Source organism: Micromonospora sp. NBC_00362 (genome assembly GCF_026342155.1).
Taxonomy (GTDB): domain Bacteria; phylum Actinomycetota; class Actinomycetes; order Mycobacteriales; family Micromonosporaceae; genus Micromonospora; species Micromonospora hortensis.
This window is the reverse complement of sequence record NZ_JAPENH010000001.1, coordinates 5,372,314-5,398,146: the sequence shown is the minus strand read 5'-3', so window position 1 is coordinate 5,398,146 and position 25,833 is coordinate 5,372,314. Positions and strand designations below refer to the sequence as shown.

24 protein-coding genes are annotated in these 25,833 nt (G+C 72.2%); 12 read left to right on the top strand and 12 right to left on the bottom strand.

Features of this window, described 5'->3' with window-relative positions:
* Positions 1 to 14 precede the first annotated feature (14 nt).
* Positions 15 to 158, bottom strand: a complete 144-nt coding sequence (locus OG992_RS24890; protein WP_266304424.1) for a hypothetical protein — start codon at positions 156 to 158, stop codon at positions 15 to 17.
* Between OG992_RS24890 and OG992_RS24885 the strand changes: the two genes are divergently transcribed.
* On the top strand, positions 157 to 453 hold the full coding sequence (locus OG992_RS24885) for a hypothetical protein (protein ID WP_266304423.1): 297 nt from the start codon (positions 157 to 159) through the stop codon (positions 451 to 453). The genes OG992_RS24890 and OG992_RS24885 overlap by 2 nt on opposite strands.
* Positions 450 to 2,042 (top strand): alpha/beta hydrolase, encoded by a 1,593-nt coding sequence (locus OG992_RS24880; protein WP_266304422.1) that lies wholly within the window; start codon positions 450 to 452, stop codon positions 2,040 to 2,042. Before OG992_RS24885 ends, OG992_RS24880 begins: the two co-directional genes overlap by 4 nt.
* Before the next feature lie 3 nt (positions 2,043 to 2,045).
* Here the strand turns inward: OG992_RS24880 and glmS are convergent, their stop codons facing one another.
* A complete protein-coding gene (gene glmS / locus OG992_RS24875) occupies positions 2,046 to 3,959 on the bottom strand; it encodes a glutamine--fructose-6-phosphate transaminase (isomerizing) (protein ID WP_238687799.1) in 1,914 nt (637 codons plus the stop codon).
* Positions 3,960 to 4,523: 564 nt separating this feature from the next.
* Here glmS and OG992_RS24870 point away from each other — a divergent pair.
* Both OG992_RS24870 and OG992_RS24865 read left to right on the top strand, forming a co-directional pair.
* Positions 4,524 to 5,186 (top strand): MmpS family transport accessory protein, encoded by a 663-nt coding sequence (locus OG992_RS24870; RefSeq protein WP_238687800.1) that lies wholly within the window; start codon positions 4,524 to 4,526, stop codon positions 5,184 to 5,186.
* A 79-nt stretch (positions 5,187 to 5,265) separates the two neighbouring features.
* A complete protein-coding gene (locus OG992_RS24865) occupies positions 5,266 to 6,423 on the top strand; it encodes a pyridoxal phosphate-dependent aminotransferase (RefSeq protein WP_266305271.1) in 1,158 nt (385 codons plus the stop codon).
* On the opposite strand, the gene OG992_RS24860 is transcribed toward OG992_RS24865, so the two are convergent.
* A complete protein-coding gene (locus tag OG992_RS24860; RefSeq protein WP_266304421.1) occupies positions 6,389 to 7,021 on the bottom strand; it encodes a PadR family transcriptional regulator in 633 nt (210 codons plus the stop codon). The genes OG992_RS24865 and OG992_RS24860 overlap by 35 nt on opposite strands.
* A gap of 73 nt (positions 7,022 to 7,094) precedes the next feature.
* Here OG992_RS24860 and OG992_RS24855 point away from each other — a divergent pair, with 73 nt between their 5' ends.
* Together OG992_RS24855 and OG992_RS24850 are read left to right on the top strand one after the other, a co-directional pair.
* Positions 7,095 to 9,920 (top strand): ABC transporter permease, encoded by a 2,826-nt coding sequence (locus tag OG992_RS24855; protein ID WP_266304420.1) that lies wholly within the window; start codon positions 7,095 to 7,097, stop codon positions 9,918 to 9,920.
* 5 nt (positions 9,921 to 9,925) lie between these two features.
* Positions 9,926 to 10,672, top strand: coding sequence for an ABC transporter ATP-binding protein (locus OG992_RS24850; RefSeq protein ID WP_238687803.1), 747 nt, complete (start codon positions 9,926 to 9,928; stop codon positions 10,670 to 10,672).
* An 18-nt stretch (positions 10,673 to 10,690) separates the two neighbouring features.
* Here OG992_RS24850 and glmM read toward each other — a convergent pair whose 3' ends face one another.
* The 7 genes from glmM to OG992_RS24815 form a co-directional block, all read right to left on the bottom strand.
* Positions 10,691 to 12,046 carry a phosphoglucosamine mutase gene (gene glmM, locus OG992_RS24845; protein WP_091402319.1) on the bottom strand — a complete coding sequence of 452 codons (1,356 nt, stop codon included), beginning with the start codon at positions 12,044 to 12,046 and terminating at the stop codon, positions 10,691 to 10,693.
* A 115-nt stretch (positions 12,047 to 12,161) separates the two neighbouring features.
* On the bottom strand, positions 12,162 to 12,644 hold the full coding sequence (gene rpsI / locus OG992_RS24840; protein ID WP_238687804.1) for a 30S ribosomal protein S9: 483 nt from the start codon (positions 12,642 to 12,644) through the stop codon (positions 12,162 to 12,164).
* A gap of 20 nt (positions 12,645 to 12,664) precedes the next feature.
* Positions 12,665 to 13,108 carry a 50S ribosomal protein L13 gene (rplM, locus tag OG992_RS24835; RefSeq protein ID WP_238679468.1) on the bottom strand — a complete coding sequence of 148 codons (444 nt, stop codon included), beginning with the start codon at positions 13,106 to 13,108 and terminating at the stop codon, positions 12,665 to 12,667.
* Positions 13,109 to 13,317: 209 nt separating this feature from the next.
* Complete coding sequence (locus OG992_RS24830; protein WP_266304419.1) at positions 13,318 to 14,700, bottom strand: NarK/NasA family nitrate transporter; 1,383 nt, start codon at positions 14,698 to 14,700, stop codon at positions 13,318 to 13,320.
* 164 nt (positions 14,701 to 14,864) lie between these two features.
* Positions 14,865 to 15,158 (bottom strand): hypothetical protein, encoded by a 294-nt coding sequence (locus OG992_RS24825; protein WP_091402325.1) that lies wholly within the window; start codon positions 15,156 to 15,158, stop codon positions 14,865 to 14,867.
* On the bottom strand, positions 15,148 to 15,405 hold the full coding sequence (locus tag OG992_RS24820; RefSeq protein ID WP_091403518.1) for a DUF6364 family protein: 258 nt from the start codon (positions 15,403 to 15,405) through the stop codon (positions 15,148 to 15,150). The genes OG992_RS24825 and OG992_RS24820 overlap by 11 nt, the downstream gene beginning before the upstream one ends.
* Positions 15,406 to 15,494: 89 nt before the next feature.
* Positions 15,495 to 16,190: a class I SAM-dependent methyltransferase gene (locus tag OG992_RS24815; RefSeq protein ID WP_266304418.1), complete on the bottom strand. Its 696-nt coding sequence runs from the start codon at positions 16,188 to 16,190 to the stop codon at positions 15,495 to 15,497.
* Between the two features lie 394 nt (positions 16,191 to 16,584).
* Between OG992_RS24815 and OG992_RS33835 the strand changes: the two genes are divergently transcribed.
* The 6 genes from OG992_RS33835 (at position 16,585) to OG992_RS24790 (ending at position 24,708) form a co-directional block, all read left to right on the top strand.
* Positions 16,585 to 16,902, top strand: a complete 318-nt coding sequence (locus tag OG992_RS33835; RefSeq protein ID WP_323181969.1) for a hypothetical protein — start codon at positions 16,585 to 16,587, stop codon at positions 16,900 to 16,902.
* A 229-nt stretch (positions 16,903 to 17,131) separates the two neighbouring features.
* A complete protein-coding gene (locus OG992_RS24810; RefSeq protein ID WP_266304417.1) occupies positions 17,132 to 19,306 on the top strand; it encodes a molybdopterin oxidoreductase family protein in 2,175 nt (724 codons plus the stop codon).
* Entirely contained in the window at positions 19,303 to 20,742 is a 1,440-nt protein-coding gene (locus OG992_RS24805; RefSeq protein ID WP_266304416.1) for an FAD-dependent oxidoreductase, read from the top strand. Before OG992_RS24810 ends, OG992_RS24805 begins: the two co-directional genes overlap by 4 nt.
* Positions 20,739 to 23,276: a nitrite reductase large subunit NirB gene (nirB, locus tag OG992_RS24800; RefSeq protein WP_238687810.1), complete on the top strand. Its 2,538-nt coding sequence runs from the start codon at positions 20,739 to 20,741 to the stop codon at positions 23,274 to 23,276. The genes OG992_RS24805 and nirB overlap by 4 nt, the downstream gene beginning before the upstream one ends.
* Positions 23,273 to 23,620 (top strand): nitrite reductase small subunit NirD, encoded by a 348-nt coding sequence (nirD, locus tag OG992_RS24795; protein WP_238687811.1) that lies wholly within the window; start codon positions 23,273 to 23,275, stop codon positions 23,618 to 23,620. The genes nirB and nirD overlap by 4 nt, the downstream gene beginning before the upstream one ends.
* A complete protein-coding gene (locus tag OG992_RS24790; RefSeq protein ID WP_266304415.1) occupies positions 23,620 to 24,708 on the top strand; it encodes a uroporphyrinogen-III synthase in 1,089 nt (362 codons plus the stop codon). The genes nirD and OG992_RS24790 overlap by 1 nt, the downstream gene beginning before the upstream one ends.
* A 92-nt stretch (positions 24,709 to 24,800) precedes the next feature.
* Here the strand turns inward: OG992_RS24790 and OG992_RS24785 are convergent, their stop codons facing one another.
* Together OG992_RS24785 and OG992_RS24780 are read right to left on the bottom strand one after the other, a co-directional pair.
* Positions 24,801 to 25,424, bottom strand: a complete 624-nt coding sequence (locus tag OG992_RS24785; RefSeq protein WP_030329978.1) for an ATP/GTP-binding protein — start codon at positions 25,422 to 25,424, stop codon at positions 24,801 to 24,803.
* The gene (locus OG992_RS24780) at positions 25,405 to 25,770 is read right to left on the bottom strand and encodes a DUF742 domain-containing protein (RefSeq protein WP_007465174.1); all 366 of its coding nucleotides are present in this window, start codon (positions 25,768 to 25,770) and stop codon (positions 25,405 to 25,407) included. The genes OG992_RS24785 and OG992_RS24780 overlap by 20 nt, the downstream gene beginning before the upstream one ends.
* Positions 25,771 to 25,833: the final 63 nt, after the last annotated feature.

Below are 25,833 nucleotides of genomic sequence, written 5' to 3'. Positions count from 1 at the left end.
GTCGAGGCCGCAGATTAGCCGTCGGGCTCGCGCTGGGCAACGCCTGTGGACACCCCGGGGTACGCCTCGACGTCGGCTGTCCACAGGGCACGGCGCAACCTCCGGTACGTGCCTAGCGTCAGCGCGTCGATGCCGATCGTCCACGGGGGTGTGGTCATGACCGACGAGCCGTTCGCCGTCCAGCCGGAGGAGTTGCGGGCCGTCGCCGTCCTGCTCGACGACGAGGCGCGCCGGTTGGCGTTGGGCCTCGCGGGGGTGCCCGGGCTGGTGGTGGCGGCGCCCGAGTGGCGGGCCGGCGCGGCGCTGGCCGGGTTCGAGGCGGCCGGGCACGCCTGGTTCTGCCGGCTGGGTGCCCGGGTCGCGGTGACCTCCGGCGGGGTCCGGGCGGCGGCCGAGGCGTACGAGACGGTGGACGACAGGGCCGCCGACCGGTTCGCGTCCCTACCCCGGTGAGCAGCGTCGGTTACCGGCAGCTGTGGGCTGTCGATCCCGGTGGGTGGCGGGCCGCCGGGGCGGCGTGGGCGGGGTTGGCCGGGCCACTCGATCGGGGCCTCGGCGGGCTGCGCACGGCCGGCGGGCGGTTGCGGGACGGCTGGTCGGGTGCGGCAGCCACGGCGGCGGACACTCGACTCAGCCGTCTGCGTGACGAGCTGGCCTCGATCGCACCCGCGCTGATCGAGGTCGACCAGCTGCTGGCCGAGTTGGCCGGTGGGCTGGCGGTGGCGAAGGCACGGCTGGCCCAGGCGGTCACCCAGGCCGAGGCGGCCGGCCTGCTGGTGGACCGCTCGGGTGGGGTGCGGGTCGATCCCGCCCGGTTCCGGCCCACCGAGCGGGCCGGGGTCGCCGCGGCTGGGGTGGCCGCGGCGCTGCGGGCCGCGCTCGACGGGGCAGCCGCCGCGGACCGCGTCGCCGCCGACCGGTTGGATGATCTGGCGAGGGCCGCCGGCACCGGCTGGACGTCTCCGCCCCCGTCGGGCCGGCCGCCCCTCGGTGCCGCGCCCGCGCTGGTCAGCGCCTGGTGGTCCGGGTTGACCCCGGCGCAGCGACGGTGGCTGATCGTTCGCGAGCCGGCACTGGTCGGCCGGTTGGACGGGCTGCCGGTGGCCGCCCGCGACCAGGCCAACCGGTTACGGCTCGACGCCTGGCGTGCGGAGTTGCTGGCCGAGCGGCGACGGCTGCTGTCGCGAGTGCCGCCGGGGCCGCTCGCGGTGATCCGGTTGCGCGGGGTGGCCGGACGGCTGGCCGGTCTGGACGCGCTGGTCGGGCGGTTGACGGCCGACGAGGTGCCGCGGGCGTACCTGCTCGGGTTGGACCCGGCGGGTGAGGGCCGGGCGGTGGTGGCGCTCGGCGACCCGGACCGCGCCGACCGGGTGCTGACCTACGTGCCGGGGATGACCGCCGGCCTGGACGACGCCTCCGGCGAGCTGGGCAGGGCGGCCCGGGTGCTGGAGCGGTGCGCCGCGCTCGCCCCGGGTGAGCGCAGCGCGGCGGTGCTCTGGTTGGACTACGACGCTCCGGATCTGCTGACCGAGGCCGCCTCGGCGGGTCAGGCCCGGGACGCCGGCCCGGCGTTGCACCGCTTCCAGGAGGGGCTGCGTGTCAGCCACGACGGGCCGCCGGCCCGGCAGACGGTGCTCGGGCACAGCTACGGGTCGCTGGTGGTGGGTGTGGCCGCCCGGGAGCACGGCCTGGCCGCCGACGCGCTGGTCTTCGTCGGCTCCCCCGGTGTCGGCGCGTCGCACGCCAGCGAGCTGGGCGTGCCACCCGGGGAGGTCTGGGCGAGCAGCGCCCCCGACGACGTGATCCGGGCGGCCCGGTCACCGGAGGAGCTGGGCCGAGGGGCCCTGCTGCGTACGGCTCCGCTGGCCGCCGTGCTGGGCTGGCCGGGCCGGACCGGGCACGAACTGTGGTTCGGGCACGACCCGTCGGATCCCGGGTTCGGCGGTCGAGTCTTCGGCAGTGGGCGAGGCGGGCACACCGGTTACTGGGACCCGGGCAATCCCGCGCTGGACGGGATGGCCCGGGTCGTGTTGGGCCGCTGAGGCTTACTCGACGGTGACCGACTTGGCCAGGTTGCGGGGCTGGTCCACGTCGTGCCCCCGGGCGGCGGCGATCTCGGCGGCGAGCACCTGCAACGGGACCGTGGTGACGAGCGGGGCCAGCAGGGTGGGCGTACGCGGCACGTAGATCAGGTGGTCGGCGTACCGGACGACAGCCTCGTCGCCCTCCTCCGCGATCACGATGGTCCGCGCGCCCCGCGCCCGGACCTCCTGGATGTTGGAGACGACCTTGTCGTGCAGCATGCCCCGGCCCACCGGCGAGGGCACCACGCAGATCACCGGAGTGCCCTTGTCGATCAATGCGATCGGGCCGTGCTTCAGCTCACCGGCGGCGAAGCCCTCGGCGTGCATGTACGCCAACTCCTTGAGCTTCAGCGCGCCCTCCAGGGCCACCGGGTAGCCGACGTGCCGGCCGATGAACAGCACCGTCGGCTCGGACTTCAGCTCCCGGGCCAACTCGCGGACGGGCTCGATCCGGTCGAGCAGCTCACGCAGCTTGCCGGGAATCTCCTGCAACTGCGCGACCACAGCGCCCACCTCGTCGGCGAACTTGATGCCGCGCACCTGGGCCAGGTGCAGGCCGATCAGGTAGCAGGCGACGACCTGGGTGAGGAACGCCTTGGTGGAGGCGACGGCGATCTCCGGCCCACCGTGGGTGTAGAGCACGGCGTCGGACTCGCGGGGGATGGTCGAGCCGTTGGTGTTGCAGATCGCCAGCACCCGGGCCTTCTGCTCCTTGGCGTGGCGCAGCGCCATCAGGGTGTCCATCGTCTCGCCGGACTGCGAGATGACCACGATCAGCGTGGACCGGTCGAGCACCGGGTCGCGGTAGCGGAACTCGCTGGCCAGCTCCACCTCGCACGGGATCCGGGTCCAGTGCTCGATGGCGTACTTGGCGACCATGCCGGCGTGGTACGCCGTGCCGCAGGCCACGATGAAGATCTTGTCGACGTCGCGCAGATCCTGGTCGCTGAGGCGGACCTCGTCGAGGGCGATCTCACCGCTCTCGGTGAGCCGGCCCAGCAGCGTGTCGGCGATGGCCTGCGGCTGCTCCTCGATCTCCTTGAGCATGAACCAGTCGTAGCCGCCCTTCTCCGCGGCCGAGGAGTCCCAGTCGATGTGGAAGTCCTTGCCGGAGGCGGGCTGGCCCTCGAAGTCGGTGATCTCGATGCTGTCGCCGGTGATCAGCACGATCTGGTCCTGGCCCAGCTCGACCGCTTCCCTGGTGTGCTCGATGAACGCGGCCACGTCGCTGGCCAGGTAGTTTTCCCCGTCGCCCCGGCCGACCACCAGCGGCGAGTTGCGCCGGGCGCCGACGACCGCGCCGGGCACGGCGGCGTCCACAGCGAGCAGGGTGAACGCGCCCTCCAGTCGCTGGCAGACCACGCGCATGCCGGCGGCGAGCAGTTGCGGGCTGTCCGGCTGGCCGGCGGCGCGCAGGTCGGCCAGCGCGGCGGCGAGCAGGTGCGCGGCGCACTCGGTGTCGGTGTCGCTGGTGAACTGGACGCCGTCGGCCTCCAGCTCGGCGCGGAGCTTGGCGAAGTTCTCGATGATGCCGTTGTGGATCACCGCGACCCGCCCGTCGGGGGCGACGTGCGGGTGGGCGTTGCGGTCGGTCGGGCCGCCGTGGGTGGCCCACCGGGTGTGCCCGATGCCGGTGGTGCCGTCACCGATGCCGATCGGGCTGGCCGCGCAGGAGGTCGGGTCGTCGGCGGCCCGCTCGGACAGCACCTTCTCCAGGTTGGCCAGCTTGCCGGCCTTCTTCTCGGTCAGCAGCTGATCGTCACAGACGATCGCGACGCCTGCCGAGTCGTAGCCACGGTATTCCAGCCGCCGCAGCCCGTCGAGGACGATGCCGAGTGCGGGGCGCGCGCCCGCGTATCCCACGATTCCACACATGGCCCGCAGCCTAACCCAGTTTCACTCATGTTGGTTGCTCGAAAGTCGGGTTATCAATCACGGAATCTGAGCGATCAGCGCCTACGCGGCCACAACGGGACGAGCGTCACAGCCCGCCCGCCCGCGCCCGCTCCGCCGGGCGGGGTTGCGACACGCCTTCGGGTGCGACAGTCTCTCGGCGGGTTTGGCGCTCCCGTCCACGGCCCGTTCGTTCCATACCCACTCCCGCCCGGAGCAGCCATGTCCGACGCGCCGTCGCCCGACCCGACCCCCTCATCCACTCCGGACCCGGCCTCCCCCGCACCCCCGCCGGATCCGACGGCACCGCCGTCCTCGGCCCCGTATCCGGCCCCCGACCCGCTGGCTGCGGGTCAGCCGTGGGCACCGCAGGCCCCCTGGGCACCCGCCCCGCCGGCCGCGCCGTGGACGCCCTCTCCGCCCGCCACCCAGTGGACGCCACAACCGTCCGCGACGCCGTGGATGCCCGCCCCACAGACGCCCCAGTGGTCGCCCGACGCCTCAGGCCCGCCGTCGGCCGGATCGCCACCGCCAGCGGGGTGGCCGATGCCGGACGGGCAGCCGTCGGCCGCTGGCTGGCCGCCGCCCGGGACCGGCTGGCCGCCGCCTGGCTATCCGCCGCCGTACGCCTACCCCGGGTATCCGCAGGTTCCCGGCAAGCCGGCCACGAGCAGCGGGCGGATCGTCGGGATCGTCGTCGCGGCCGTCGTGGCACTCGTCCTACTCGTGTGCGGCTGCCTCTGCGTGGGTGGCCTGTGGCTCGGCTCGACCAACCCGGACCCGACCGCCGAGGAGCCGTGGGTCGTCCCCGACGACGACGGCTGGACGGAGCCCACCACTGGGCCGATCATCCCGGAGCAACCCACCACCAGGCCATCCACCGCAGCGCCCACCCCCAGCAAGAAGCCGATCACCCGACCGACCTCAGGGCCGGCACCGGTGACCGTGGTCTACGAGCTCAGCGGAACGGGTGTCGTCGACCTGGCGTACTACGACGCCGAGAGCGATCTCATGCATGTCGACGGCCAGAAGCTGCCCTGGCGCACCACGATTCGCACCAACGGCAAGACCCGGGTGCTGGTGGAGGCCAGATGGGCCGACGACGAGGGTCAGCGACCACTCGACTGCACGGTCACTGTCACCGGCGCCGGCAAGCCGGTCGTCGACAAGACCCGGGGGTACTGGTCGACCAGTTGCGCGCCCGAGTGAGGCTGGGGTCCGAGCCGGGTATGGCCGTAGGCTGGCGCAGGTGACGACGAGCACGGATGTCGACCCGCTGGTGGCCCGGATGCGGCCATTCGGCATGACGATCTTCGCCGAGATGTCCGCCCTCGCCGTACGCACCGGCGCGGTCAACCTCGGCCAGGGCTTCCCCGACACCGACGGCCCGCCGGAGATGCTGGCCGCCGCCGCCGAGGCGCTGCGCAACGGACAGAACCAGTACCCGCCGGGCCCGGGAATCCCCGCCCTGCGCGCGGCCGTCGCGGCGCATCAGCAGCGGTTCTACGACCTGGGGTACGACCCGGACAGCGAGATCGTGATCACGGCGGGCGCTACCGAGGCGGTCGCGGCGAGCATCCTCGCGCTCTGCGAACCGGGCGACGAGGTGGTCTGCTTCGAGCCGTACTACGACTCGTACGCCGCCTCGATCGCGCTGGCCGGCGCGGTCCGCCGGCCGGTGACGCTTCGCCCCTCGGCCGACGGCCGGTACACCTTCGACCCGGCGGCGCTGCGTGCGGCTTTCGGCCCGCGCACCCGGCTGGTGCTGCTGAACTCGCCGCACAATCCGACCGGCAAGGTCTTCACCCCTGCCGAGTTGGCGCAGGTCGCCGAGTTGTGCCAGGAGTTCGGCGCGTACGCGGTCACCGACGAGGTGTACGAGCACCTGGTCTTCACCGACGCGGCGAGCGCGCACGTGCCGCTGGCCAGCCTGCCCGGGATGTGGGAGCGGACGCTGCGCATCTCGTCGGCCGGCAAGACGTTCTCCTGCACGGGGTGGAAGGTCGGCTGGGCGAGCGGCCCGGCTGCGCTGGTGTCGGCGGTGCTCCGGGTGAAGCAGTTCCTCACCTATGTCAACGCCGCGCCGCTGCAACCGGCGGTGGCCGTGGCGCTGGCCCTGCCGGACGACTACTACACCGGCTTTCGGGACGGTCTCCAGCAGCGGCGTGACCAGCTCGTCGGTGGTCTGACCGACGCCGGGTTCGAGGTGCTCGACTCGGAGGGGACGTACTTCGTCACCGCCGACATCACCGCCCTCGGCGGCCGGGACGGGGTGGAGTTCTGCCGCTCGTTGCCGGAGCGCTGCGGTGTGGTGGCGGTGCCCACCCAGGTCTTCTACGACGACGTCGACGCGGGCCGGCGGCTGGTCAGGTTCGCCTTCTGCAAGCGCCCGGAGGTGCTGACCGAGGCGGTCAGCCGGCTGCACGCTCTGGGCTCGAGCCGCTGACCCGCCCGGACCCGGCCGATCCCGGGTCGGTCGCCGACTGATCCGCTGTCGACGCCGCGAGTCGGGTGAGCAGTTGGCCCTCGTCACCGAGCAGCACCGCCTCGGCGTCGTCGACGAACGACAGGTCCGCTGTCACGTGCCGGCTGGCCGCGGTGAGCAGCAACCCGACCACCGGGTCCTCGGCGGCCCTCCGTAGGCCGTCCAGATTGCGCAGCTCGCGCAGCAGGTGCCCCCGCTGGTTGCTCAGGACGGCGCGAACGGTGGTCGCGGAGCCGGACCGGGCGGCGGCGGTGACCTTGAGGAAGAAGTCGTCCCGGAATCCGCCGCTGCGCGGGCTCGGCTCGGCCAGCCACCGCGCCAACTCCGAGCGGCCGGCCGGGGTGATCTCGTAGACCACCCGGTCCGGCTTGATCGGCTGCGGCTGTCGTTCGGCGACGACCAGCTCGTCCCGGGAGAGCCGGTCCAGGATCTGGTAGAGGTGGCCGATGTTCAGCGGCCCCCACTGCGGGCCGACGGCGGCCTCGAACGCGCCCTTGAGCTGGTAGCCGTGGCTGGGGCCACCAGCGAGCAGGGCGAGGACAGCGTGCTGGATCGCCATGTCACCTCCGGTACGGGTCTTGCATTGTCACAATGTATCGCGCAGAGTGGGAGCCAGCACACGGGGAGGCGCGATGCTCGGCTTCATCTGGAGACAGCTGCGCGGCCGTGCGGGACGGTCGGTGGCGCTACTGGTCGGCGTGCTGGTGGCTACCACCGGCTTCGTGGTCCTGACCGGCGCCACCACCACCTCCCACCTGGACGTCACCGGCACTGTCGAGCGCAACACCCAGGTCGCCTACGAGATCCTGGTCCGTCCGAAGGGGACCCGCACCCCGCTGGAGGCCGAGCGCCGGCTGGTCCGCCCCAACTATCTCTCCGGGCTGTTCGGCGGCATCACCACGCAGCAGTACGAGCAGGTGACCGCCGTCCCCGGCATCGAGGTGGCGGCCCCGATCGCGATGCTCGGCTATTCCACCACGCTGCTGCCGACTCCGATCGACCTCACCGAGGCCGTCGACCGCTCGCTGGACCAGCAGGTCATCCGGGTCGACCCGACCTTCCACGCCGAACGCGGTCTCTCCAGCGCACCGGGCAAACCCCGGTACGTGTACGTGACCACGAAGCCGTTGATCTACCCCCGGATCGACAGGGGAGTCGACGGTGACACAGTGCCGTACTCCGATGGGCGGTCCTACTCCTGGTCGGACACCTGCGGGCCGACGCCCCGCGAGGTGCAGCCGGACGGGCGCAGCCTTCCCATCTGCGATCCGGGATACGCGTTGCTCGGCAACCCGGGCACCTACTCCGAGCGCGAGGATTGGTCCCTGCACGCCGTCCAACTGCTGCCCGACGGTCGGTTCCAAGCCGACTCCTACATCCTCGCGACCGACCGGGACGGCTCCGCTACACCCAATGACCGGCTGGTGATGGCGTACGACCTGACCGTGCCGTTCCTCCTGGCCGCTGTGGACCCGGCGGCCGAGGACCAACTCGTCGGACTCGACGACGCAGTCGTCACCGGTCGAGCCGTCCGCACCGACGACACTGTCGCCGTCAACCGCCGGGGCACAGCGGACAACCAGGAGGTCCCGGTCCTCGTCACCAACCGACCCTTCATCGACGAGTCGCTGGCGGCCAGGTTCACCCGGCTCTCGATCAGCCCCGCCGGGGTGGAGGCGATCGACCTGGAAGAGACGTTGAGCCGCCCTGGGGGGACTCCCGCCGGGTCCGGTCGGTACGACCTCAGCGCCGGGCACCAGGCGATGCTCACCGAGGAGCTTTCCCTGGCCGGGTGCTGCCACGGTCAACTTCAGACGGTCGTGCAGTCGGCCGAGGTGCAGTACGACCCGCTACCCGACGGCAGCCTGCGGGCCCGCCAGCAACCGCCCGGCGACCCCGAGGTGTACGGCAAGAAGGAGGCGTTCAACCCGCTGCCCCGACCCTGGCTTGCCGACGACACCGGTTCCCGATCGATACGGGCGCTGCCGCTACCCGTGGGCGCGAACAGCGCCAATCGTTTCTGGCGGGCCGTCGGTGTCTTCGACCCGGGCCGGCTGACCGGGTTCAGTGACCTCGGCCAACTGCCGCTGGAGACCTACCAGGCGCCGACGGCACAGGGTGCCGACGACCGCAGCCGGGCGGCGCTGGGTGGTCAACCGCTGGCGCCCAGCGGCAACCCTGCCGGCTATCTGTCCGCGCCGCCGCTGCTCCTCACCAACCTCGCCAGCGTGCCGAAGATCCTGCAGGGTGGCGGCGGGCCACAGGCCAAGGCCCCGATCAGCGCGATCCGGGTACGGGTGGCCGACGTGGGCGGCTACAGCGAGCGATCGGCCGAGCGGGTCCGACTGGTCGCCGAGCAGATCGCGGCACGCACCGGGCTGGACGTCGACATCACCCTCGGCTCGTCGGGCGCGCCGCAGACGGTGGAGCTTCCCGCCGGCTCGTTCGGCCGGCCGATGCTGCGGCTGACCGAGAACTGGTCGGCACTCGGTGTGGCCTCGATCATCACTCAGGCGGTGGACCGCAAGAGCATTGTGCTTTTCGTGCTGGTCCTGGTGGTGTGTGTGCTCTTCCTCGGCAACGCGGTCAGCGCCGCCGTCCGGGACCGGCGCTCCGAGCTGGCGGTTCTCTCCTGTCTCGGTTGGCCGGTCCGCCGCATCGCGGCGCTGATCCTGGGCGAGGTGGCCCTGCTGGGGCTCATCGCCGGTCTGCTCTCGCTGACCCTCGCGATCCCGCTCGGAATCGCGCTCGGCATCGACGTCGACTGGCGGCGGTCGGCCCTTGCCGTACCCATCGCCCTGCTGCTCGCGGTGGCCGCCGGCCTGGTGCCGGCGCTGCGGGCCGCGCGCACCCACCCGGCCGCCGCCCTCCGCCCGATCGTCGCTCCCGCCGGCTGGGTGCGCCGGCCACGCACCCTCTTCGGGTTGGCGCTGGTGAACCTGGCCCGCACCCCCGGGCGTACGGTCCTCGGCGCCGGCGCGCTGGCCATCGGGGTGGCCGCGCTGACGCTGGTCACCGCCGCCGCGTGGGCGTTCCGGGGGGCGATCGTCGGCAGCCTGCTCGGCGACGTGGTCTCGCTGAGCGTCCGCGGCGCGGACACCGTGGCCGCCGCGGCCACGGTGCTGCTCGGTGCCGCTGCGGTGGCGGACGTGCTCTACCTGAACATCCGCGACCGGGCCGCCGAGTTGGCCACCCTGCGGGCGATCGGCTGGACCGACGCCGAACTCGGCCGGCTGGTCGGCTACGAGGGGCTGACGCTGGGGCTCGTCGGTTCGACGACCGGCGCCGCGGTCGGCCTGGCCAGCGCGGGTTTGCTGATCGGCGCCCTTCCCGGCGCGCTGCTCCTGGTGGCCGTGCTGGTCGCGCTGGCGGGCGCGTTGCTCAGCGCCGTCGCCGCGCTGGTGCCCGCCGCCCTGTTGCCGCGCCTACGACCCGCCCGACTTCTGGCAGAGGAGTAGCAGTCATGAGCGAGCAGATCGGCAGCGCGATCTCGGTCGACCACCTGACACGACGATTCGGCACCGGGGCGGACCAGCTGACCGCTGTCGACGACGTCTCCCTGACCGTCGCGGCCGGCTCGGTGGTGGCGTTGACCGGGCCGAGCGGGTCGGGCAAGTCCACGCTGCTGCATCTCATCGGCGCGATCGAGCAGGCCGACGAGGGCAGCGTGACAGTCGACGACGTGGTGGTCAGCGACCTGCGTCGGGCCGCACTGGCTCGCTACCGGCAACGGGTCGGCTTCGTATTCCAGCGCTACCATCTGCTGCCCGCACTCACCGTGCTGGACAACGTGATCGCGCCGGTCCTCCCCCGCCGGGGCCGGGCCGATCACGCGACCCGAGCCCGCGAGTTGCTCGACGCGGTCGGCCTGGCCGGGCGGGAACGCGCCCTGCCCGCGCAGCTCTCCGGTGGCCAGCAGCAACGGGTCGCCATCGCCCGCGCCCTGATGGGGGCGCCGGGCCTGCTGCTGGCCGACGAGCCCACCGGCAACCTCGACTCCACCACCGGTGGGCAGATCCTCGACCTGCTGCTCGACCTCCGTGAACGGCACGGCATGACCATCCTGCTCGCCACACACGAACAGGCCATCGCCGCCCGCTGCGACCGACTGGTCCGACTGACCGACGGACGAGTCACCGAGGACCTCGACCTCACCGACGGCGAGGACCCCTCCGACACGTACGAGCGGGCGGCCCGACTGCGGCTGTGACGCCGCCCCGAGGTGGCCTCAGGCGACCGGGCTCGCGGTGCGCACCAGCTCGGCGATCCGCTCGGCGACCTCACGGGCGGTCGCCTCGGTGGCCGCCTCGACCATCACCCGGACCAGCGGTTCGGTGCCCGACGGGCGCAGCAGCACCCGGCCGGTCTCCCCCAGCTCCGCCTCGGCCCGCTCGACCTCGGCGCGTACCGCGGGTGCGGCGGCGCCGACGGTCCGGTCGCCGACCGGCACGTTGATCAGCACCTGGGGCAGCTTGGTGACCACCGAGGCCAACTCCGCGAGGGACTGGCCGGTGGCCGCCATCCGAGCCATCAGGTGCAGGCCGGTGAGCACCCCGTCGCCGGTGGTGGCGTGCGCGGGCATCACGATGTGGCCGCTCTGCTCACCGCCGAGCGCCAGCCCCGAGGCACGCAGCTCCTCCAGCACGTACCGGTCGCCGACCTTGGTCTCGATCAGGCGGATGCCCTGCGCGGACATCGCGAGCCGCAGCCCGAGGTTGCTCATCACGGTGGCCACCAGGGTGTCCTGGGTGAGCGTGCCGGCGTCCCGCATGGCCAGCGCGAGGATCGCCATGACCTGGTCGCCGTCCACCTCGTCGCCGTCGGCGGTGACCGCCAGGCAGCGGTCGGCGTCGCCGTCGTGGGCGATGCCCAGGTGGGCGCCGTGCTCGACCACTGCGGCGCGCAGCGCCTCGATGTGGTTGGAGCCACAGTCGTCGTTGATGTTCAGCCCGTCGGGCTCCGCGTGGATGGCGATGACCTCCGCGCCGGCCTCCCGGTAGGCGACGGGGGCGACCTCGGCGGCGGCGCCGTTGGCGCAGTCGACCACTACCTTGATCCCGTCGAGCCGGTGCGGAACGGTGCCCACCAGGTGCTGGACGTAGTGGTCGGCACCGTCGAGCAGGTCGTGCACCCGGCCGACGCCGGCACCGATCGGCCGGTCCCAGGCGGTGGTGGCGTTCGTCTCGACGGCCGCCTCGATCTGCATCTCGATCTCGTCGGGCAACTTGTGCCCACCGGCGGCGAAGAGCTTGATGCCGTTGTCCGGCATCGGGTTGTGCGACGCGGAGAGCATCACACCCAGGTCGGCCTTGGCCTCCGCGGTGAGGAACGCCACCGCCGGCGTGGGCAGCACGCCGACCCGCACCACGTTGGCGCCGGCACTGGTCAGCCCCGCGACCACGGCAGCCTCCAGCATCTCGCCGCTGGCGCGGGTGTCGCGACCGACGACGGCGAGCGGCGGATGACTGCGGTCCGTCTCGGCGAGTGTGTGCGCGGCGGCCACCGCGAGCGCCAGCGCCAATTCCGGGGTGAGATCCGCGTTTGCCCGCCCGCGTACGCCGTCCGTGCCGAACAACCGACCCATACCCGCCAACCTCCGAAAGAGCACTGCTAGTGAGGAGAAAGCGGAACGGCCGACCCGCCTCCCCCGAGGGGAGGCGGACCGGCCGTCCGTCAGAAGTACAACGCGCTGGAAAAGATCAGCGCTTCGAGTACTGAGGAGCCTTACGGGCCTTCTTGAGGCCGTACTTCTTGCTCTCCTTGACCCGGGCGTCACGGGTGAGGAAGCCGGCCTTCTTCAGGGCCGGGCGGTCGTCCGGCTCGTTGATGATCAGCGCGCGGGCGATGCCCAGCCGGAGCGCACCGGCCTGGCCGGTGGTGCCGCCGCCACGCAGGTTGGCGATGACGTCGAACTGCTCGGGCTTCTCGGCGGTGACCAGCGGGTCCTTGATGAGCTGCTGGTGCACCTTGCTCGGGAAGTACGCCTCGAGGTCCTGGCCGTTGCAGGTGATCTTGCCGGTGCCCGGAACGAGGCGAACCCGGACGATGGCCTCCTTGCGGCGGCCCACGGTCTGGATCGGCCGGTCACCACGAGGCGCGCGGGCAACGGGGGCCGGCGCCTCGGTGGCCTCGGGGGCCTCCGTGGCTTCCGGGGCGACCTCGGTCTCGATGATGTCGGTCATGCTGCTTCCTTCGCCCGCGCTCACTGCGCGATCTGCTTGATCTCGAACGGCACCGGCTGCTGCGCGAGGTGCGGGTGCTCGGCACCGGCGTAGACCTTCAGCTTCTTGATGAGCTGACGGCCGAGCTTGTTGTGCGGGAGCATCCCCTTCACGGCCAGCTCGATGGCCCGCTCGGGACGCTTGGTCAGCAGCTCGTCGTAGCCGATCTGCTTCAGACCACCCGGGTAACCCGAGTGGCGGTAAGCGACCTTGGTGTGGCGCTTGTTGCCGGTCAACGCAACCTTGCCCGCGTTCACGATGACGACAAAGTCGCCCGTGTCGACGTGCGGCGCGAAAGTCGGCTTGTGCTTACCACGCAGCAACGTGGCGGCGTGGGTGGCCAGGCGGCCCAGCACGACATCAGAGGCGTCGATGACGTGCCACTGACGCTCGATCTCACCCGGCTTCGGGCTGTACGTACGCACAGGTCTACCTTGTCTCGTCGTCGGTCTGGGGTCGCGCGCCGAGGTGACCAGATCTAGCAGGCCGGACCAGCGCGCACGAACGACCAAGCGTACCTGAAGGGGCACGCCTCTGGATGTCGTACAACAGCAGGCAACGATACCCGGCGCCCCGTCCGCAGGTCAAAACGGGGGTGCGGTCCCGCGCGGCGACGCGCCGAGGGTGTCTCAGCTCACACGTTGGCGAGTCGACCGGCCCTCGGACGGCGGTAGACCACCCAGGTGACCGCGAAGCACAACGCGTACCAGCCGATGAAGGCCAGGTAGGCGGCGTCGGCGTTGCCCGAGCTGAGGAACGACTGGCGGAACGCGATGTTGACCAGCACCCCGCCGCAGGCGCCGATCGCACCCGCGATGCCGATCAACGCGCCGGTCATCCGTCGCGCCCACCGCGCGGCGGCCTCCGGATCACGCTGACCGGCGGCCACCGCGTCCGCCGAGCGGGCCCGGAAGATCGCCGGAATCATCTTGTACGTGGAGCCGTTGCCGACGCCGGAGAAGACGAAGAGGGCGAGGAACCCGGCGAGGTAGAGCCCGAACGAGCGCTCCCGGGCCGCGTACAGCACTGTGCTCGCGCCAGCCGCCATCGCCACGAAGTTCCAGAAGGTCACCCGTGCCCCGCCCAGACGGTCGGCGAGGTGCCCGCCCAGCGGCCGGATCAGCGAGCCGACCAGCGGGCCCAGGAAGGTCAGCCAGGCGGCGTCGACCGGGGTGGGGAACCGCTCGGCGAACTGGAGCTGGAGCACCTGGCCGAACGCGAAACCGAAGCCGATGAACGAGCCGAAGGTGCCGATGTAGAGCAGCGACATCACCCAGGTGTGCGGGTCGCGGGCCGCCTCCCGCAACGCGCCCGGCTCGTTGCGCGCCCCGGGCACGGTGTCCAGCCAGCGGGCCGCGGCCAGCGCGGCCAGCACGATCAACGGCAGGTAGACCGCCGGCACCAACCGGGGGTACGCGGCACCCGCGGTGGCGAGGACCGCCAGGCCGACCAACTGCACGGCGGGTACGCCCAGGTTGCCGCCACCGGCGTTGAGCCCGAGCGCCCGTCCCTTGAGCCGCTGCGGGTAGAACAGGTTGATGTTCGCCATCGAGGAGGCGAAGTTGCCGCCGCCGACCCCGGTGAGGCAGGCGAGCACCATCAGGGTGGTGTAGGACACCCCGGGTTCCAGCAGCACCGTCATCGGGACCGCGGGCACCAGCAACAGCAGTGCGCTGATGATCGTCCAGCGTCGTCCGCCGAAGCGGGCCACCGCCAGCGTGTACGGCAGCCGCAGCACCGCGCCCAGGGCGGCCGGCACGGCGGTGAGCAGGAACTTCCCGGCCGGATCGATGCCGTACGCGGGGCCGAGGAAGAGCACTGTGACCGACCAGAGACTCCACACCGAGAAGCCGACGTGCTCCGCGAAGATCGAGACCCAGAGGTTGCGTCGGGCGATCGGCGCGCCGGTGGCCTGCCAGAAGTCCGGGTCCTCGGGGCGCCAGTCCTGCAGCGGTTGCCGGCGACCGGTGACGGCAGGCGGCTCGGCGGTGACTACGGTGCTGGTGAGCGTGCTCACGGCGGCTCCTCCTCGTCGATGTGACGAGGGGAAACGCTAGGAACACCCGGTTACCTGGCAGTGCCCGTCGCGGGTCGGGCCGGAAACGGCTATCGCACCACGGGCCGGCGGCGATGGTGAGCACGCCATCGGGGCGGCACGATCGGAGCTGCCTTCGCGCGCGCTCAGAGCTGCTGGAGGATGCGCAGCGCGCGGCCGACCCGGAGCATGGTGTCGGTGTCGGCAACGTCCACGCACGCGGTGAACCACTTCTTCATGGGCGAGGAGATCCGGTCGGGCATCACCACGTACCGGCCCATCGACACGGCGAGCGGCGAGTCCCGCAGGAGCGACTCCTCGACCACCTCGACCACGATCACGATGGGCACGTCGGTGGAGTTGTAGACGTCCGAGCTGATCACGAGGCCGAGGCGTTCTCGGGCGCCCTCGATGCGCCAGATCTCACCCCTACGCAGCACGCGGCCGTCCGCCGGAGAACAGGTCGTTGACCATGCCCACCTCGCGGGCGTCGGCGAGCGCGGCGGACTCCAGATCCAGGCTGGCGCGGCCGACGGCGGCAGCGTGCGCGGTGAAGACCTCGCGCAGCGCCTTCTCCCGGGCGGCCTGGTCCATCCACGCGGAGAGCGACAGCCCTTCGCGCTTGGCGAACCGCCGCGCCTCCTCGATCGTCTCGTCCGTGAACGAGAGAGTCACCTTGGCAGTCATGCCGAGCAGATTACCCATCGGTGTGACCAACAGTCATCCCTGCGTTCACCGGCTCGCCCCCGGGCGGCGAAACGCACATTCCGTCGGGCTTACCCGGCCCGGCCGCCGAACACCGCGAAGCGCCACTCCTTGAAGTAGCAGTCGACGTCGACAAGGCCCGCCTCGGCGAGCCACCGGCACTGGTCGGCCACCGTGGCCGGGCGGTCGTGGCGCATCCGCTCCCGGGAAGCCGCGATCTCGTCGGGGGACGCGTCCAGTTCGGTGATCCGCTCCAGCCACACCTCGTCGTAGCGCCGGTCCAGCTCCGGCGTCGGGCCGGCGACCTGCTCGGCGTTGACGAATACCCCACCCGGCGCCAGCGCGGCAGCGGCCCGCCGGTAGAGCGCGCGCTTGCCGGCGTCGTCCAGGTGATGGATCGCCAGCGCGCTGACCACCGCGTCGTACCGGCCCGGCGGCAGTTCGTCAGCCAGGTCGGCGTGGACCGTTCGGTGTGGCACGGACCGCGCGTCCAACTGGTCGGTGGCGCGGGCGAGCATCGCCGGCGCTCCGTCCACCAGGGTCAGCCGGACTCCGGGCACCGCGGTGGACAGCAGCAGGGAGAGCAGGCCAGTGCCCGCGCCCAGATCCAACACCTCCGGGGTACGACCGGCGGCGAGCGCGGCCCGCAACGGCGGCGCTGCCACCTGGACGGCGGCGCCGTAGAAGGCGTCGAAGCACGGGATCAGCCGCCTGCGCGCCTCGTCGTAGGTGCCGGCAACCGCGTCGAAAACGTCAGTCACACTCATCGCGGACTCCCACCTATTGAGACAACTTTCCCACATTATAAGCCAGCGAACGGGGCTGACGTCGTCAAAGATTCAGCCCCACCCCCCGGTGCGACTCAAGGGCTAGTGGTCATCGAGACCGCCGCCGATCTTGCACTTCCGGTCGTCGTTTCGTCGCATTCATCCTTTATGCCGCCACAGAAAATGCAAGATCGCCGCAGGAGAGGGCGGTGCGCGGGAAGCGGGGGGGAGAGGAGTCGGGGGGGTGCTTCCCGGGGGATCAGACGGCGCGGCCGGTAGATCTCACGGAACGCGGCTAACGCGTTCGTGGCGGGGCCGCCTTCGACCTGCTCAGATCTTGGACAGTTTCCGTTACGTCAGAACGGAAACTGTCCAAGATCTCGACTGACGAGCACTGACGGGGCAGCCGTCCGATCGGCGACCCGAGCCGAAGCCCACACCGCGGGAGCCGCACACGGGCGACGTCTTGCACCTGACCCGCCCCGCGAGTGTGCAATTTCTGCGCCCGATCTTCGTCCACGTGATTCGCGTTCTCGACTGGCCGACGGACGACGGGTGGCTGTGCATTGACGGTCACGAGCTGGCCACGAATGGCGATGCGGTCGCCCGCCGGTCCCTGTTCGTGATGCCCGCAGCCCTGATCTGGCCGAACACGCCCGCCCGGCGGCCCGTTTTCCAACCACCCGCGTTCCCGTCAAGCGCAGTCCGGTGAGAGTCGGGTGACCCGCCGCCCTCACACCGCGCCGACCTGCGCTGACCTGCGCTGACCGCTCCCTGCGGGATGACGTCCGCTATGGCCGCGCTGGTCGAGCGTCCGTCCGAGGCGGCCGCCGTCACCCACCCGTCACACCCGCTGCTCCTGTGCGGTGTGAGCCCCACTTGACAGGACCGAAACAGAAGGGACCCGGACCGGAAACCGCCCGGCGGCACGCTTTCCCGACATGACAGACGGTGCACGGTCGGCGACTCCACCGGGGCTGACGCCCCGGGAAGTGGCGACGCACTGCCCGTACTGCGCACTGCAGTGCGGGATGACGCTGCGCGCTGACGACGCTGGTGTGACGGTCCACCCACGTGAGTTCCCCACCAACAGGGGCGGGCTCTGCCAGAAGGGTTGGACCGCCGCCGAACTGCTCGACCACCCGGACCGGCTGACCACTCCGCTGGTGCGAGACGCGGCCACCGGCGAGCTGCGCCCGGCGAGCTGGGACACCGCGCTCGACCGGGTGGTCGCCGGCATCCGCGCCGTCCAGGACGACGCCGGCCGGGACGCGGTCGCCGTCTTCGGCGGTGGTGGTCTGACCAACGAGAAGGCGTACGCGTTGGGGAAGTTCGCCCGGATCGGGCTTCGTACCAGGCACATCGACTACAACGGACGGTTCTGCATGTCCTCGGCGGCAGCCGCCGGGATGCGGGCCTTCGGCATCGACCGTGGGCTGCCGTTCCCCCTCGCCGACCTGGGCCGGGCCGACACCTTGCTGCTGGTCGGAGCGAACCCGGCGGAGACCATGCCGCCGCTGGTGCGCTGGCTCACCGAGCAGCGCCGGGGCGGCGGAAAGCTGATCGTCATCGACCCCCGGGTCACCGCCACCGCCCGCCAGGCCGACCTGCACCTGCAACCGCTGCCCGGCACCGACCTGGCGGTTGCCAACGCGCTGCTGCACATCGCCCTCACCGAGGGTTGGGTCGACCGGGCCTACGTGGCCGACCGCACCTCCGGTTTCGACGCGGTCCGCCGGGGCGTCGCCGCCTGGTGGCCGGCCCGCGCGGAACAGCTCTCCGGGGTGCCGGTGGCCGACCTGGAGGCGACCGCCCGAGCGCTGGGCACCGGCGGTCGCGTGATCATCCTGACCGCGCGCGGCGCCGAGCAGCACGCCAAGGGGGTGGACACCGTCACCGCGTACGTCAATCTCGCCCTCGCCCTCGGTCTGCCCGGCCGCGACGGATCGGGGTACGGCTGCCTCACCGGCCAGGGCAACGGCCAGGGCGGCCGGGAGCACGGGCAGAAGGCCGACCAACTGCCCGGCTACCGGCGGATCGACGACCCGGCGGCCCGTGAGCACGTGGCCGGGGTCTGGGGCGTGCCGGCCGACGAACTGCCCGGCCCGGGAGTGCCCGCCTACAAACTGCTCGACTCGCTCGGCACCCCGGGTGGCCCACGCGCGTTGCTGGTGTTCGGGTCGAACCCGGTGGTCTCGGCTCCCCGGGCGGCCCGGATCGAGGGCCTACTGCGCGACCTCGACCTGCTGGTCGTCGCGGACCTCCTGCTCTCCGAGACGGCCGCGTTGGCGGACGTGGTGCTGCCGACCGCGCAGTGGGCCGAGGAGGACGGCACCATGACCAACCTGGAAGGTCGGGTGCTGCGTCGGCGCGCGCTACGGCCGCCCCCGCCGGGTGTCCGGACCGACCTCGCCATCATCTCCGACCTGGCGGTGCGGCTGGCCGAGACCGAGTCGACGGACGCCAACCCGGCCGACGCCGACCCGGCCAGTGTGCGACCGGCCGCCGTCGCGGCGGCTCGGTTCCCGGCCGACCCGGCCGCCGTCTTCGCCGAGTTGCGCCGCGCCTCCGCCGGTGGGGCCGCCGACTACGCCGGCATCAGCTGGGACCGGATCGACGCCGACGACGGGGTCTACTGGCCCTGCCCGACCGAGGACGGGCCGGACACGCCCCGACTCTTCGCCGACCGGTTCGCCACACCGGACGGCCGGGCGCGCTTCCACAGCGTCGACCATCGGCCCGCCGCCGAGGAGGTCTGCGACACGTACCCGCTGCACTTCACCACCGGGCGGGTGCTGGCGCAGTACCAGTCGGGCACCCAGACCCGACGGGTGGCAGCGCTGCGGCGCGCCGCCCCGGAGGCGTTCGTCGAACTGCACCCCGACCTGGCCACCCGGCTGGGCATCGACGACGGCGACCCGGTGCGGGTCACCTCACGCCGAGGTGAGTTCCGCGCTCCGGCCCGACTCAGCGCCGGGATCCGACCCGACACCGTGTTCGCCCCGTTCCACTACGCGGGGGCGGGACGCGCCAACTCGGTGACAAACGACGCGGTGGACCCGATCTCCGGGATGCCCGAGTTCAAGATCTGCGCGGTCCGGGTGGAGAAGGCATGACCGCCCGGGTGGTCATCGTCGGCAACGGGATGGCGGGCGCGCGCCTCGCCGCTGAGCTGCACGCCCGGGAGGGAGACCGGAAGGTCACTGTGCTCGGGGCCGAGCCGCATCGCGCGTACAACCGGATCCTGCTCTCCACCCTGCTTGCCGGCCGGATCGACGAGCCGGACGTGGAGCTGACCGAAGCCGCCGGGCACGGCGTCGACCTGCGCAGCGGCGTACCGGTGACGGCCGTCGACAGGTCCGCCCGGGAGGTCCGAACCGACGACGGCGAGCGGATCGGGTACGACCATCTGGTGCTCGCCACCGGCGCCCGTGCGGTGGTGCCGCCACTGCCCGGCCTCGACCCGGCGAACCTGCCGGAGCGGGTGGTCCCCTTCCGGACCCTGGACGACTGCCGGCGGATCCTCGCCGCGGCGGACGGCGCCCGCAGCGCGCTGGTGCTCGGCGGCGGGTTGCTCGGCCTGGAAGCCGCCCGAGGGCTGGCCACCCGAGGGCTGACCACCACTGTGGTGCACCCGAGAGAGCACCTGATGGAACGGCAACTGGACCCGACCGCCGGCGCGGTGCTCGCGGGCACGCTCGCCGGTTTCGGCGTCAGCGTCCAACTGGGGGTGTCGGCGACCGGCGTGGCAGCGGACGCCAGCGGTGTCCGCCTCGACCTGGCCGACGGCCGGTCGCTCCGCGCCGATCTGCTGGTGCTCTCCTGCGGCGTACGCCCGGACACCGCCCTCGCGCAGGCCGCCGGCCTGACCGTGCGGCGCGGCGTGGTGGTGGACGACCGGCTGCGCACCAGCGACCGGTCCATCTCGGCGATCGGCGACTGCGCCGAGCACGACGGCGTGCTCACCGGGCTGGTCGCGCCCGCCTGGGCCCAGGCCCAGGTGCTCGCTGACGTGCTGACCGGGACGGACCCCCTGGCCCGCTACCGGCCCCGCCCGGTGGTGACCCGGCTGAAGGCCGCCGGGATCGACCTGGCCTCGATGGGTGACGCGGCCAGTGGCGGGCCGGACGAGGAGTTGACCTTCGCCGACCCGACCCGGGGCACCTACGCCCGGCTGCGGATCCGGGACGAGCGGCTGATCGGCGCGATCCTGCTCGGCGACAACCCGGCCGTCGGCACTGTGATTCAACTCTTCGACCGTGGTCAGCCGGTGCCGAGTGACCGCCGGGCGCTGCTGCTCGGCAGGGCACTCGGCGCGGCCGGCGCTACCCCGGCCGCCTCACCGGCGCTGATGCCGGACGCGGCCACGGTCTGTCAGTGCAACACGGTGAGCAAGGGCGCACTGGTCAGAAGCTGGCGCTCCGGCGCCCGGACTGTCGATGCGGTGGTGGCCGCGACGCGGGCCGGCACCGGGTGCGGCGGATGCCGGGACGCGGTGAGCGGCATCGTCGACTGGCTGAGCCAGGCGGAATCGGTGGAGGTGACGCGATGAGCGGCGGCGAACTGGTCGTCATCGGCAACGGCATGGTCGGGCAGCGTTTCGTGGACGCGCTGCGCGCCCGTGACCCACAGGGCACCTGGCGGGTGACGGTGCTGGCCGAGGAGGTGCGCCCGGCGTACGACAGGGTGCGGCTCTCGGCGTACTTCGACGGGGTCGGTGAGAGCGAACTCAACCTGCACACCCCGCACGACGGGGTGCGGCTGCGACTCGGCGAGCCGGCAACCGCCGTCGACCGGGACCGACAGGTGGTCACCACGGCCGTCGGCGAATACCGCTACGACGCGCTGGTGCTCGCCACCGGGTCGTACGCGTTCGTGCCGCCGGTGGCCGGCACTGAGCTGCCCGGGGTCTTCGTCTACCGGACCCTTGACGACCTGGCGGCGATCCGGGCGTACGCGCGGGGCCGGCGGGTCGGCGCGGTGATCGGTGGCGGGCTGCTCGGTCTGGAGGCCGCCAATGCCCTGCGACTGCTCGGCCTAAGCACCGACGTGGTCGAGTTCGCGCCCCGGCTGATGCCGGTGCAGGTGGACCAGGCCGGCGGCGCGATGCTCCGCCGCTACGTCGACGAGTTGGGCGTACGGACCCATCTCGGGGTGGCGACCACAGCGATCCGTCAGGGCCCGGACGGCGGCGTCGCGGCCCTGGAACTGTCCGACGGCACCGCCCTCGACGCCGAACTGGTGGTGGTGGCCGCCGGCATCCGGCCCCGGGACCAGTTAGCCCGGGACGCCGGCCTGCCGCTGGGCCCGCGCGGCGGGGTGCTCGTCGACGCGACCTGTCGTACCGCCGACGAGCGGATCTGGGCCGTCGGGGAGTGCGCGGCTGTCGACGGCACCTGCCACGGTCTGGTCGCGCCTGGTTACGCGACGGCCGAGGTGGTGGCCGATCGGCTGGTCGGCGGCGCGGCGACCTTCCCGGGCGCGGACACCGCCACCAAACTCAAGCTACTCGGCGTCGACGTGGCCTCGTTCGGCGACGCCCACGGCACGACCGAGGGCTGCCTGGACGTCACGTTCACCGACCCGGCCACCCGGGTCTACGCGAAGCTGGTTCTCTCCGACGACGCGCACACCCTGCTCGGCGGGGTTCTGGTCGGTGACGCCAGCGCGTACCCGACGCTGCGGGCCAGTGTGGGCGGCCCGCTGCCGGCCGCGCCGCTGGCGCTGCTCGCCCCCGACGGCGGCGGCGCGGACGCCGGGGCGCTGCCCGCCGCGGCGCAGGTGTGCTCCTGCAACGCGGTGACCCGAGGCGACGTGGACGCCGCCATCGCCGACGGTTGCGCGGACGTGCCGGCGTTGAAGGCGTGCACCAGGGCCGGCACCAGCTGCGGTTCCTGCGTGCCGATGCTGAAGCAGCTCCTGGACGCGGCCGGGGTGGCGCAGTCCAGCGCGCTCTGCGAGCACTTCGACGTCAGCCGGCGGGAGCTGTTCGAGATCGTCCGCGTCCGCGGCATCCGCACCTTCTCCCGGCTCGTCGCCGAGCACGGTCGGGGCCGCGGCTGTGACATCTGCAAGCCGGTGGTGGCGTCCATCCTCGCCTCGCTGGGCAGCGGGCACGTGCTCGACGGCGAACAGGCGTCGTTGCAGGACACCAACGACCACTTCCTGGCCAACCTGCAGCGCGACGGCAGCTATTCGGTGGTGCCCCGGATCCCGGGCGGCGAGATCACCCCGGAGAAGCTGATCGTGATCGGCGAGGTCGCCAGGGACTTCCAGCTCTACACGAAGATCACCGGTGGGCAGCGGATCGACCTGTTCGGGGCGCGGGTGGAGCAGTTGCCGCAGATCTGGCGGCGGCTGGTCGACGCCGGCTTCGAGTCCGGGCACGCGTACGGCAAGGCGCTGCGCACTGTGAAGTCGTGCGTGGGCGAAACGTGGTGCCGGTACGGGGTGCAGGACTCGGTGGGGCTGGCCGTGGCGCTGGAGCTGCGCTATCGCGGGCTGCGTGCTCCGCACAAGCTCAAGTCGGCGGTCTCCGGTTGCGCCCGGGAGTGCGCGGAGGCGCGCAGCAAGGACTTCGGCATCATCGCCACCGAGACCGGTTGGAATCTCTACGTCGGCGGCAACGGTGGTTTCCGGCCCCGGCACGCCGACCTGTTCGCCACCGACCTGTCCACGGACGCGCTGATCAGGCTGATCGACAGGTTCCTGATCTACTACATCCGCACCGCCGACCGGCTGCAACGCACCGCCGGTTGGATCGAGGCCATGGACGGCGGCCTGGACCACCTGCGCTCGGTCATCGTGGACGACTCGCTCGGGCTCTGCGAGGACCTCGACGCGGCGATGGCTCAGCACGTGTCGTCGTACTCCGACGAGTGGCGCGACGTCCTGGACGACCCGGATCGGCTGCGCCGCTACACGTCCTTCGTCAACGCCCCCGACGTACCGGACCCGTCGATCACCTTCACCAGGGAACGCGGCCAGCCGGTCCCCGTACGCGACCAGTCCCCGACCGGATCCGAGCCGACCAATGGTCGCCGTCGGCAACCGGTCACCCTCGGCCTACCGGAGGTACGGCGATGACCCAGACCCTCACCCTTACCTGGACCACCGTCTGCCCGCTCGACCGGTTGGAGCCGGACCGGGGCGTCGCCGCCCTGGTCGACGGGGTGCAGATCGCGCTCTTCCGGGTCGCCGACGAGCTGTTCGCGATCGACAACCGCGACCCGGTCTCCGGGGCGTACGTGCTGTCCCGGGGCATCGTCGGCAGCCGCGGCGGGGTGCCGACTGTCGCGTCACCGCTGCACAAGCAGGTGTACGACCTGCGCAGCGGGCACTGCCTCGACCTGCCCGGGGTGGCCGTGGCCCGACACGACGCACGTTGCCGCAACGGGCTGGTCGAGGTGCGGCTGCGACAGGAGGGTTGATGCGGGAAGAACTGTCGGGCTTCACCATCGGGGTGACCGCCGACCGGCGGCGCGACGAGTTGGCCGCGCTGCTCGAACGACGGGGCGCCCGGGTGGTGCTCGCCCCGGCGCTGCGGATCGTGCCGCTGTCCGACGACACCGAGCTGCGCGAGGCGACCCGCGCCTGCCTCGACCAGCCGCCGGACATCCTGATGGCCAACACCGGCATCGGCATGCGCGGCTGGTTGGAGGCGGCCGAGGGCTGGGGGCTGGCCGAGCCGCTGCGCTCCGTGCTGTCCAGCTCGTACGTGGTGGCACGCGGCCCGAAGGCGCGCGGCGCGATCCGGGCGGCCGGGCTGCACGACCAGTGGTCGCCCGCCTCGGAAAGCTGCGACGAGGTGGTCGACCATCTGCGCCGGCGCGGCGTGGCCGGGCAGGTCATCGCCATGCAGCTGCACGGCGAGCGTCAACCCGAGTGCACGCTCGCGCTGGAGGCGGCGGGCGCCACCGTCATCGAGGTGCCGGTCTACCGTTGGGCACCGCCGACCGATCCGGCGCCGCTGCACCGGCTGATCGACCTGATCGCCGGTCGGCTGGTGGACGCGGTGACGTTCACCTCGGCGCCGGCGGCCGAGGCGTTGCTGCGGGCCGCCGGCGACCGCACCGACGCGGTGCTGTCCGCGTTGCGCACCGACGTGCTGGCCAGCTGCGTCGGGGCGGTGACCGCCGAGCCTCTGCTGCGGCACGGGGTGCCGGTGAGCGCGCCCGGTCGGGCCCGGTTGGGCGCACTGGTGCGGACCATCGTCGACGAGCTGCCCCGCCGGACCGTGACGTTCAAGGCCGGCGGGCATCTGCTCACGTTGCGCGGGCACGCCGCGGTGATCGACGGCGAGCTGCGGCCACTAGCGCCCGCGCCGATGGCGGTGCTGCGGGCGTTGGCCCAGTCCCCGGGTCGGGTGTTGTCTCGCACGGCGTTGCTGAGGACGCTGCCCCGGGGCGCGGACGAGCACGCGGTGGAGATGGCCGTCGCCCGGCTACGGGCCGGCCTGCGCGCGCCCCGCGTGGTGCAGACAGTGGTGAAGCGCGGCTACCGGCTCCGGGTCGACTAGGGCGTGCGGCGACGTCCTCGGTCGAGCCGAGGGCGTCGACACGCCTGTACGCGTCACGGCCGGCCGTCGTGAGCCGGCCGTGACGCGACGTTTCAGCCGACCGGCGTCGGGAAGCCCCGCCCGTGCTCGGACTGGAGTCGGAGCATGGCGTGCTCGACGACAGTCACCAGCACCTGCTTGACCGAGTCCCGCTGCCGGGCGTCGGTCATCACCAGCGGCACCTGCGGCGAGATGGCCAGCGCTTCGCGGACCTCCTCGGCCTCGTACTGCGGTGCGCCGTCGAACTTGTTCAGCGCCACCACGTACGGCAGGTTGCGGTTCTCGAAGTAGTCCAGCGGGGCGAAGGCGTCGGTGATCCGGCGGGTGTCCACCAGCACGGCGGCACCCACCGCCCCCCGGATGATCTCGTCCCACATGAACCAGAACCGAGTCTGACCCGGCGTACCGAAGAGGTACAGGATCAGGTCCTGGGCCATGGTGATCCGGCCGAAGTCCATGGCGACCGTGGTGGTCTCCTTGCCCGGCACCTTGGACGGATCGTCGATGCCGACACCCGCCGCGGTCATCAACGCCTCGGTGGTCAGCGGTGTGATCTCGGAGATCGCCCCGACCAGTGTCGTCTTACCGACGCCGAAGCCGCCCGCGACGACGATCTTCGCGGATACGATTCCCCGGCCCGGCCGCCCCCCTGCGGGGTCATAGCCTGCGAAGTCCACTTAGCACCCTTCCAAGCAGTTCCATCCGCTCCTCGAACCCCTCGGCGGGAGCAGCAGTGTGTAACGTCAGCAGGCTCTCGGCCACCATGTCGGCGACCAACACCCGGGCGACGCCAAGCGGCATCCGGGTATACGCGGCGATCTCCGCCAGCGACTGTGCTCGGCCCTCACAGACCGTGGCGATGCGGTGCTTGTCGTGCCCGGCGAAGCGGGACTCGGCGACCTGGGTGGGAGAGGCGGTCAGGACGGCCTCGAGGGCGATGTCCTGCCGGGGCTCGGTACGACCACGGGTGACCGCGTACGGACGCACCAGCGCGCCACGCGGGTCAGCGCGTCGTTGGTCCATTCCCGATCACCTCCTCGTCCCCTGCTGAGCCGGACTGTGCCGCCTCTCGTCCCTGGTCCGGCG

Excerpts from the sequence above, each read along its gene's own strand:
- OG992_RS24885 (WP_266304423.1), top strand. The coding sequence starts at position 157 with ATGACCGACGAGCCGTTCGCCGTCCAGCCGGAGGAGTTGCGGGCCGTC.
- OG992_RS24890 (WP_266304424.1), bottom strand. The coding sequence starts at position 158 with ATGACCACACCCCCGTGGACGATCGGCATCGACGCGCTGACGCTAGGC.
- glmS (WP_238687799.1), bottom strand. The coding sequence starts at position 3,959 with ATGTGTGGAATCGTGGGATACGCGGGCGCGCGCCCCGCACTCGGCATC.
- OG992_RS24870 (WP_238687800.1), top strand. The coding sequence starts at position 4,524 with ATGCCGGACGGGCAGCCGTCGGCCGCTGGCTGGCCGCCGCCCGGGACC.
- OG992_RS24865 (WP_266305271.1), top strand. The coding sequence starts at position 5,266 with ATGCGGCCATTCGGCATGACGATCTTCGCCGAGATGTCCGCCCTCGCC.
- OG992_RS24860 (WP_266304421.1), bottom strand. The coding sequence starts at position 7,021 with ATGGCGATCCAGCACGCTGTCCTCGCCCTGCTCGCTGGTGGCCCCAGC.
- OG992_RS24855 (WP_266304420.1), top strand. The coding sequence starts at position 7,095 with ATGCTCGGCTTCATCTGGAGACAGCTGCGCGGCCGTGCGGGACGGTCG.
- OG992_RS24850 (WP_238687803.1), top strand. The coding sequence starts at position 9,926 with ATGAGCGAGCAGATCGGCAGCGCGATCTCGGTCGACCACCTGACACGA.
- glmM (WP_091402319.1), bottom strand. The coding sequence starts at position 12,046 with ATGGGTCGGTTGTTCGGCACGGACGGCGTACGCGGGCGGGCAAACGCG.
- rpsI (WP_238687804.1), bottom strand. The coding sequence starts at position 12,644 with ATGACCGACATCATCGAGACCGAGGTCGCCCCGGAAGCCACGGAGGCC.
- OG992_RS24820 (WP_091403518.1), bottom strand. The coding sequence starts at position 15,405 with ATGACTGCCAAGGTGACTCTCTCGTTCACGGACGAGACGATCGAGGAG.
- OG992_RS24815 (WP_266304418.1), bottom strand. The coding sequence starts at position 16,190 with ATGAGTGTGACTGACGTTTTCGACGCGGTTGCCGGCACCTACGACGAG.
- OG992_RS24810 (WP_266304417.1), top strand. The coding sequence starts at position 17,132 with ATGACAGACGGTGCACGGTCGGCGACTCCACCGGGGCTGACGCCCCGG.
- OG992_RS24805 (WP_266304416.1), top strand. The coding sequence starts at position 19,303 with ATGACCGCCCGGGTGGTCATCGTCGGCAACGGGATGGCGGGCGCGCGC.
- nirB (WP_238687810.1), top strand. The coding sequence starts at position 20,739 with ATGAGCGGCGGCGAACTGGTCGTCATCGGCAACGGCATGGTCGGGCAG.
- nirD (WP_238687811.1), top strand. The coding sequence starts at position 23,273 with ATGACCCAGACCCTCACCCTTACCTGGACCACCGTCTGCCCGCTCGAC.
- OG992_RS24790 (WP_266304415.1), top strand. The coding sequence starts at position 23,620 with ATGCGGGAAGAACTGTCGGGCTTCACCATCGGGGTGACCGCCGACCGG.
- OG992_RS24780 (WP_007465174.1), bottom strand. The coding sequence starts at position 25,770 with ATGGACCAACGACGCGCTGACCCGCGTGGCGCGCTGGTGCGTCCGTAC.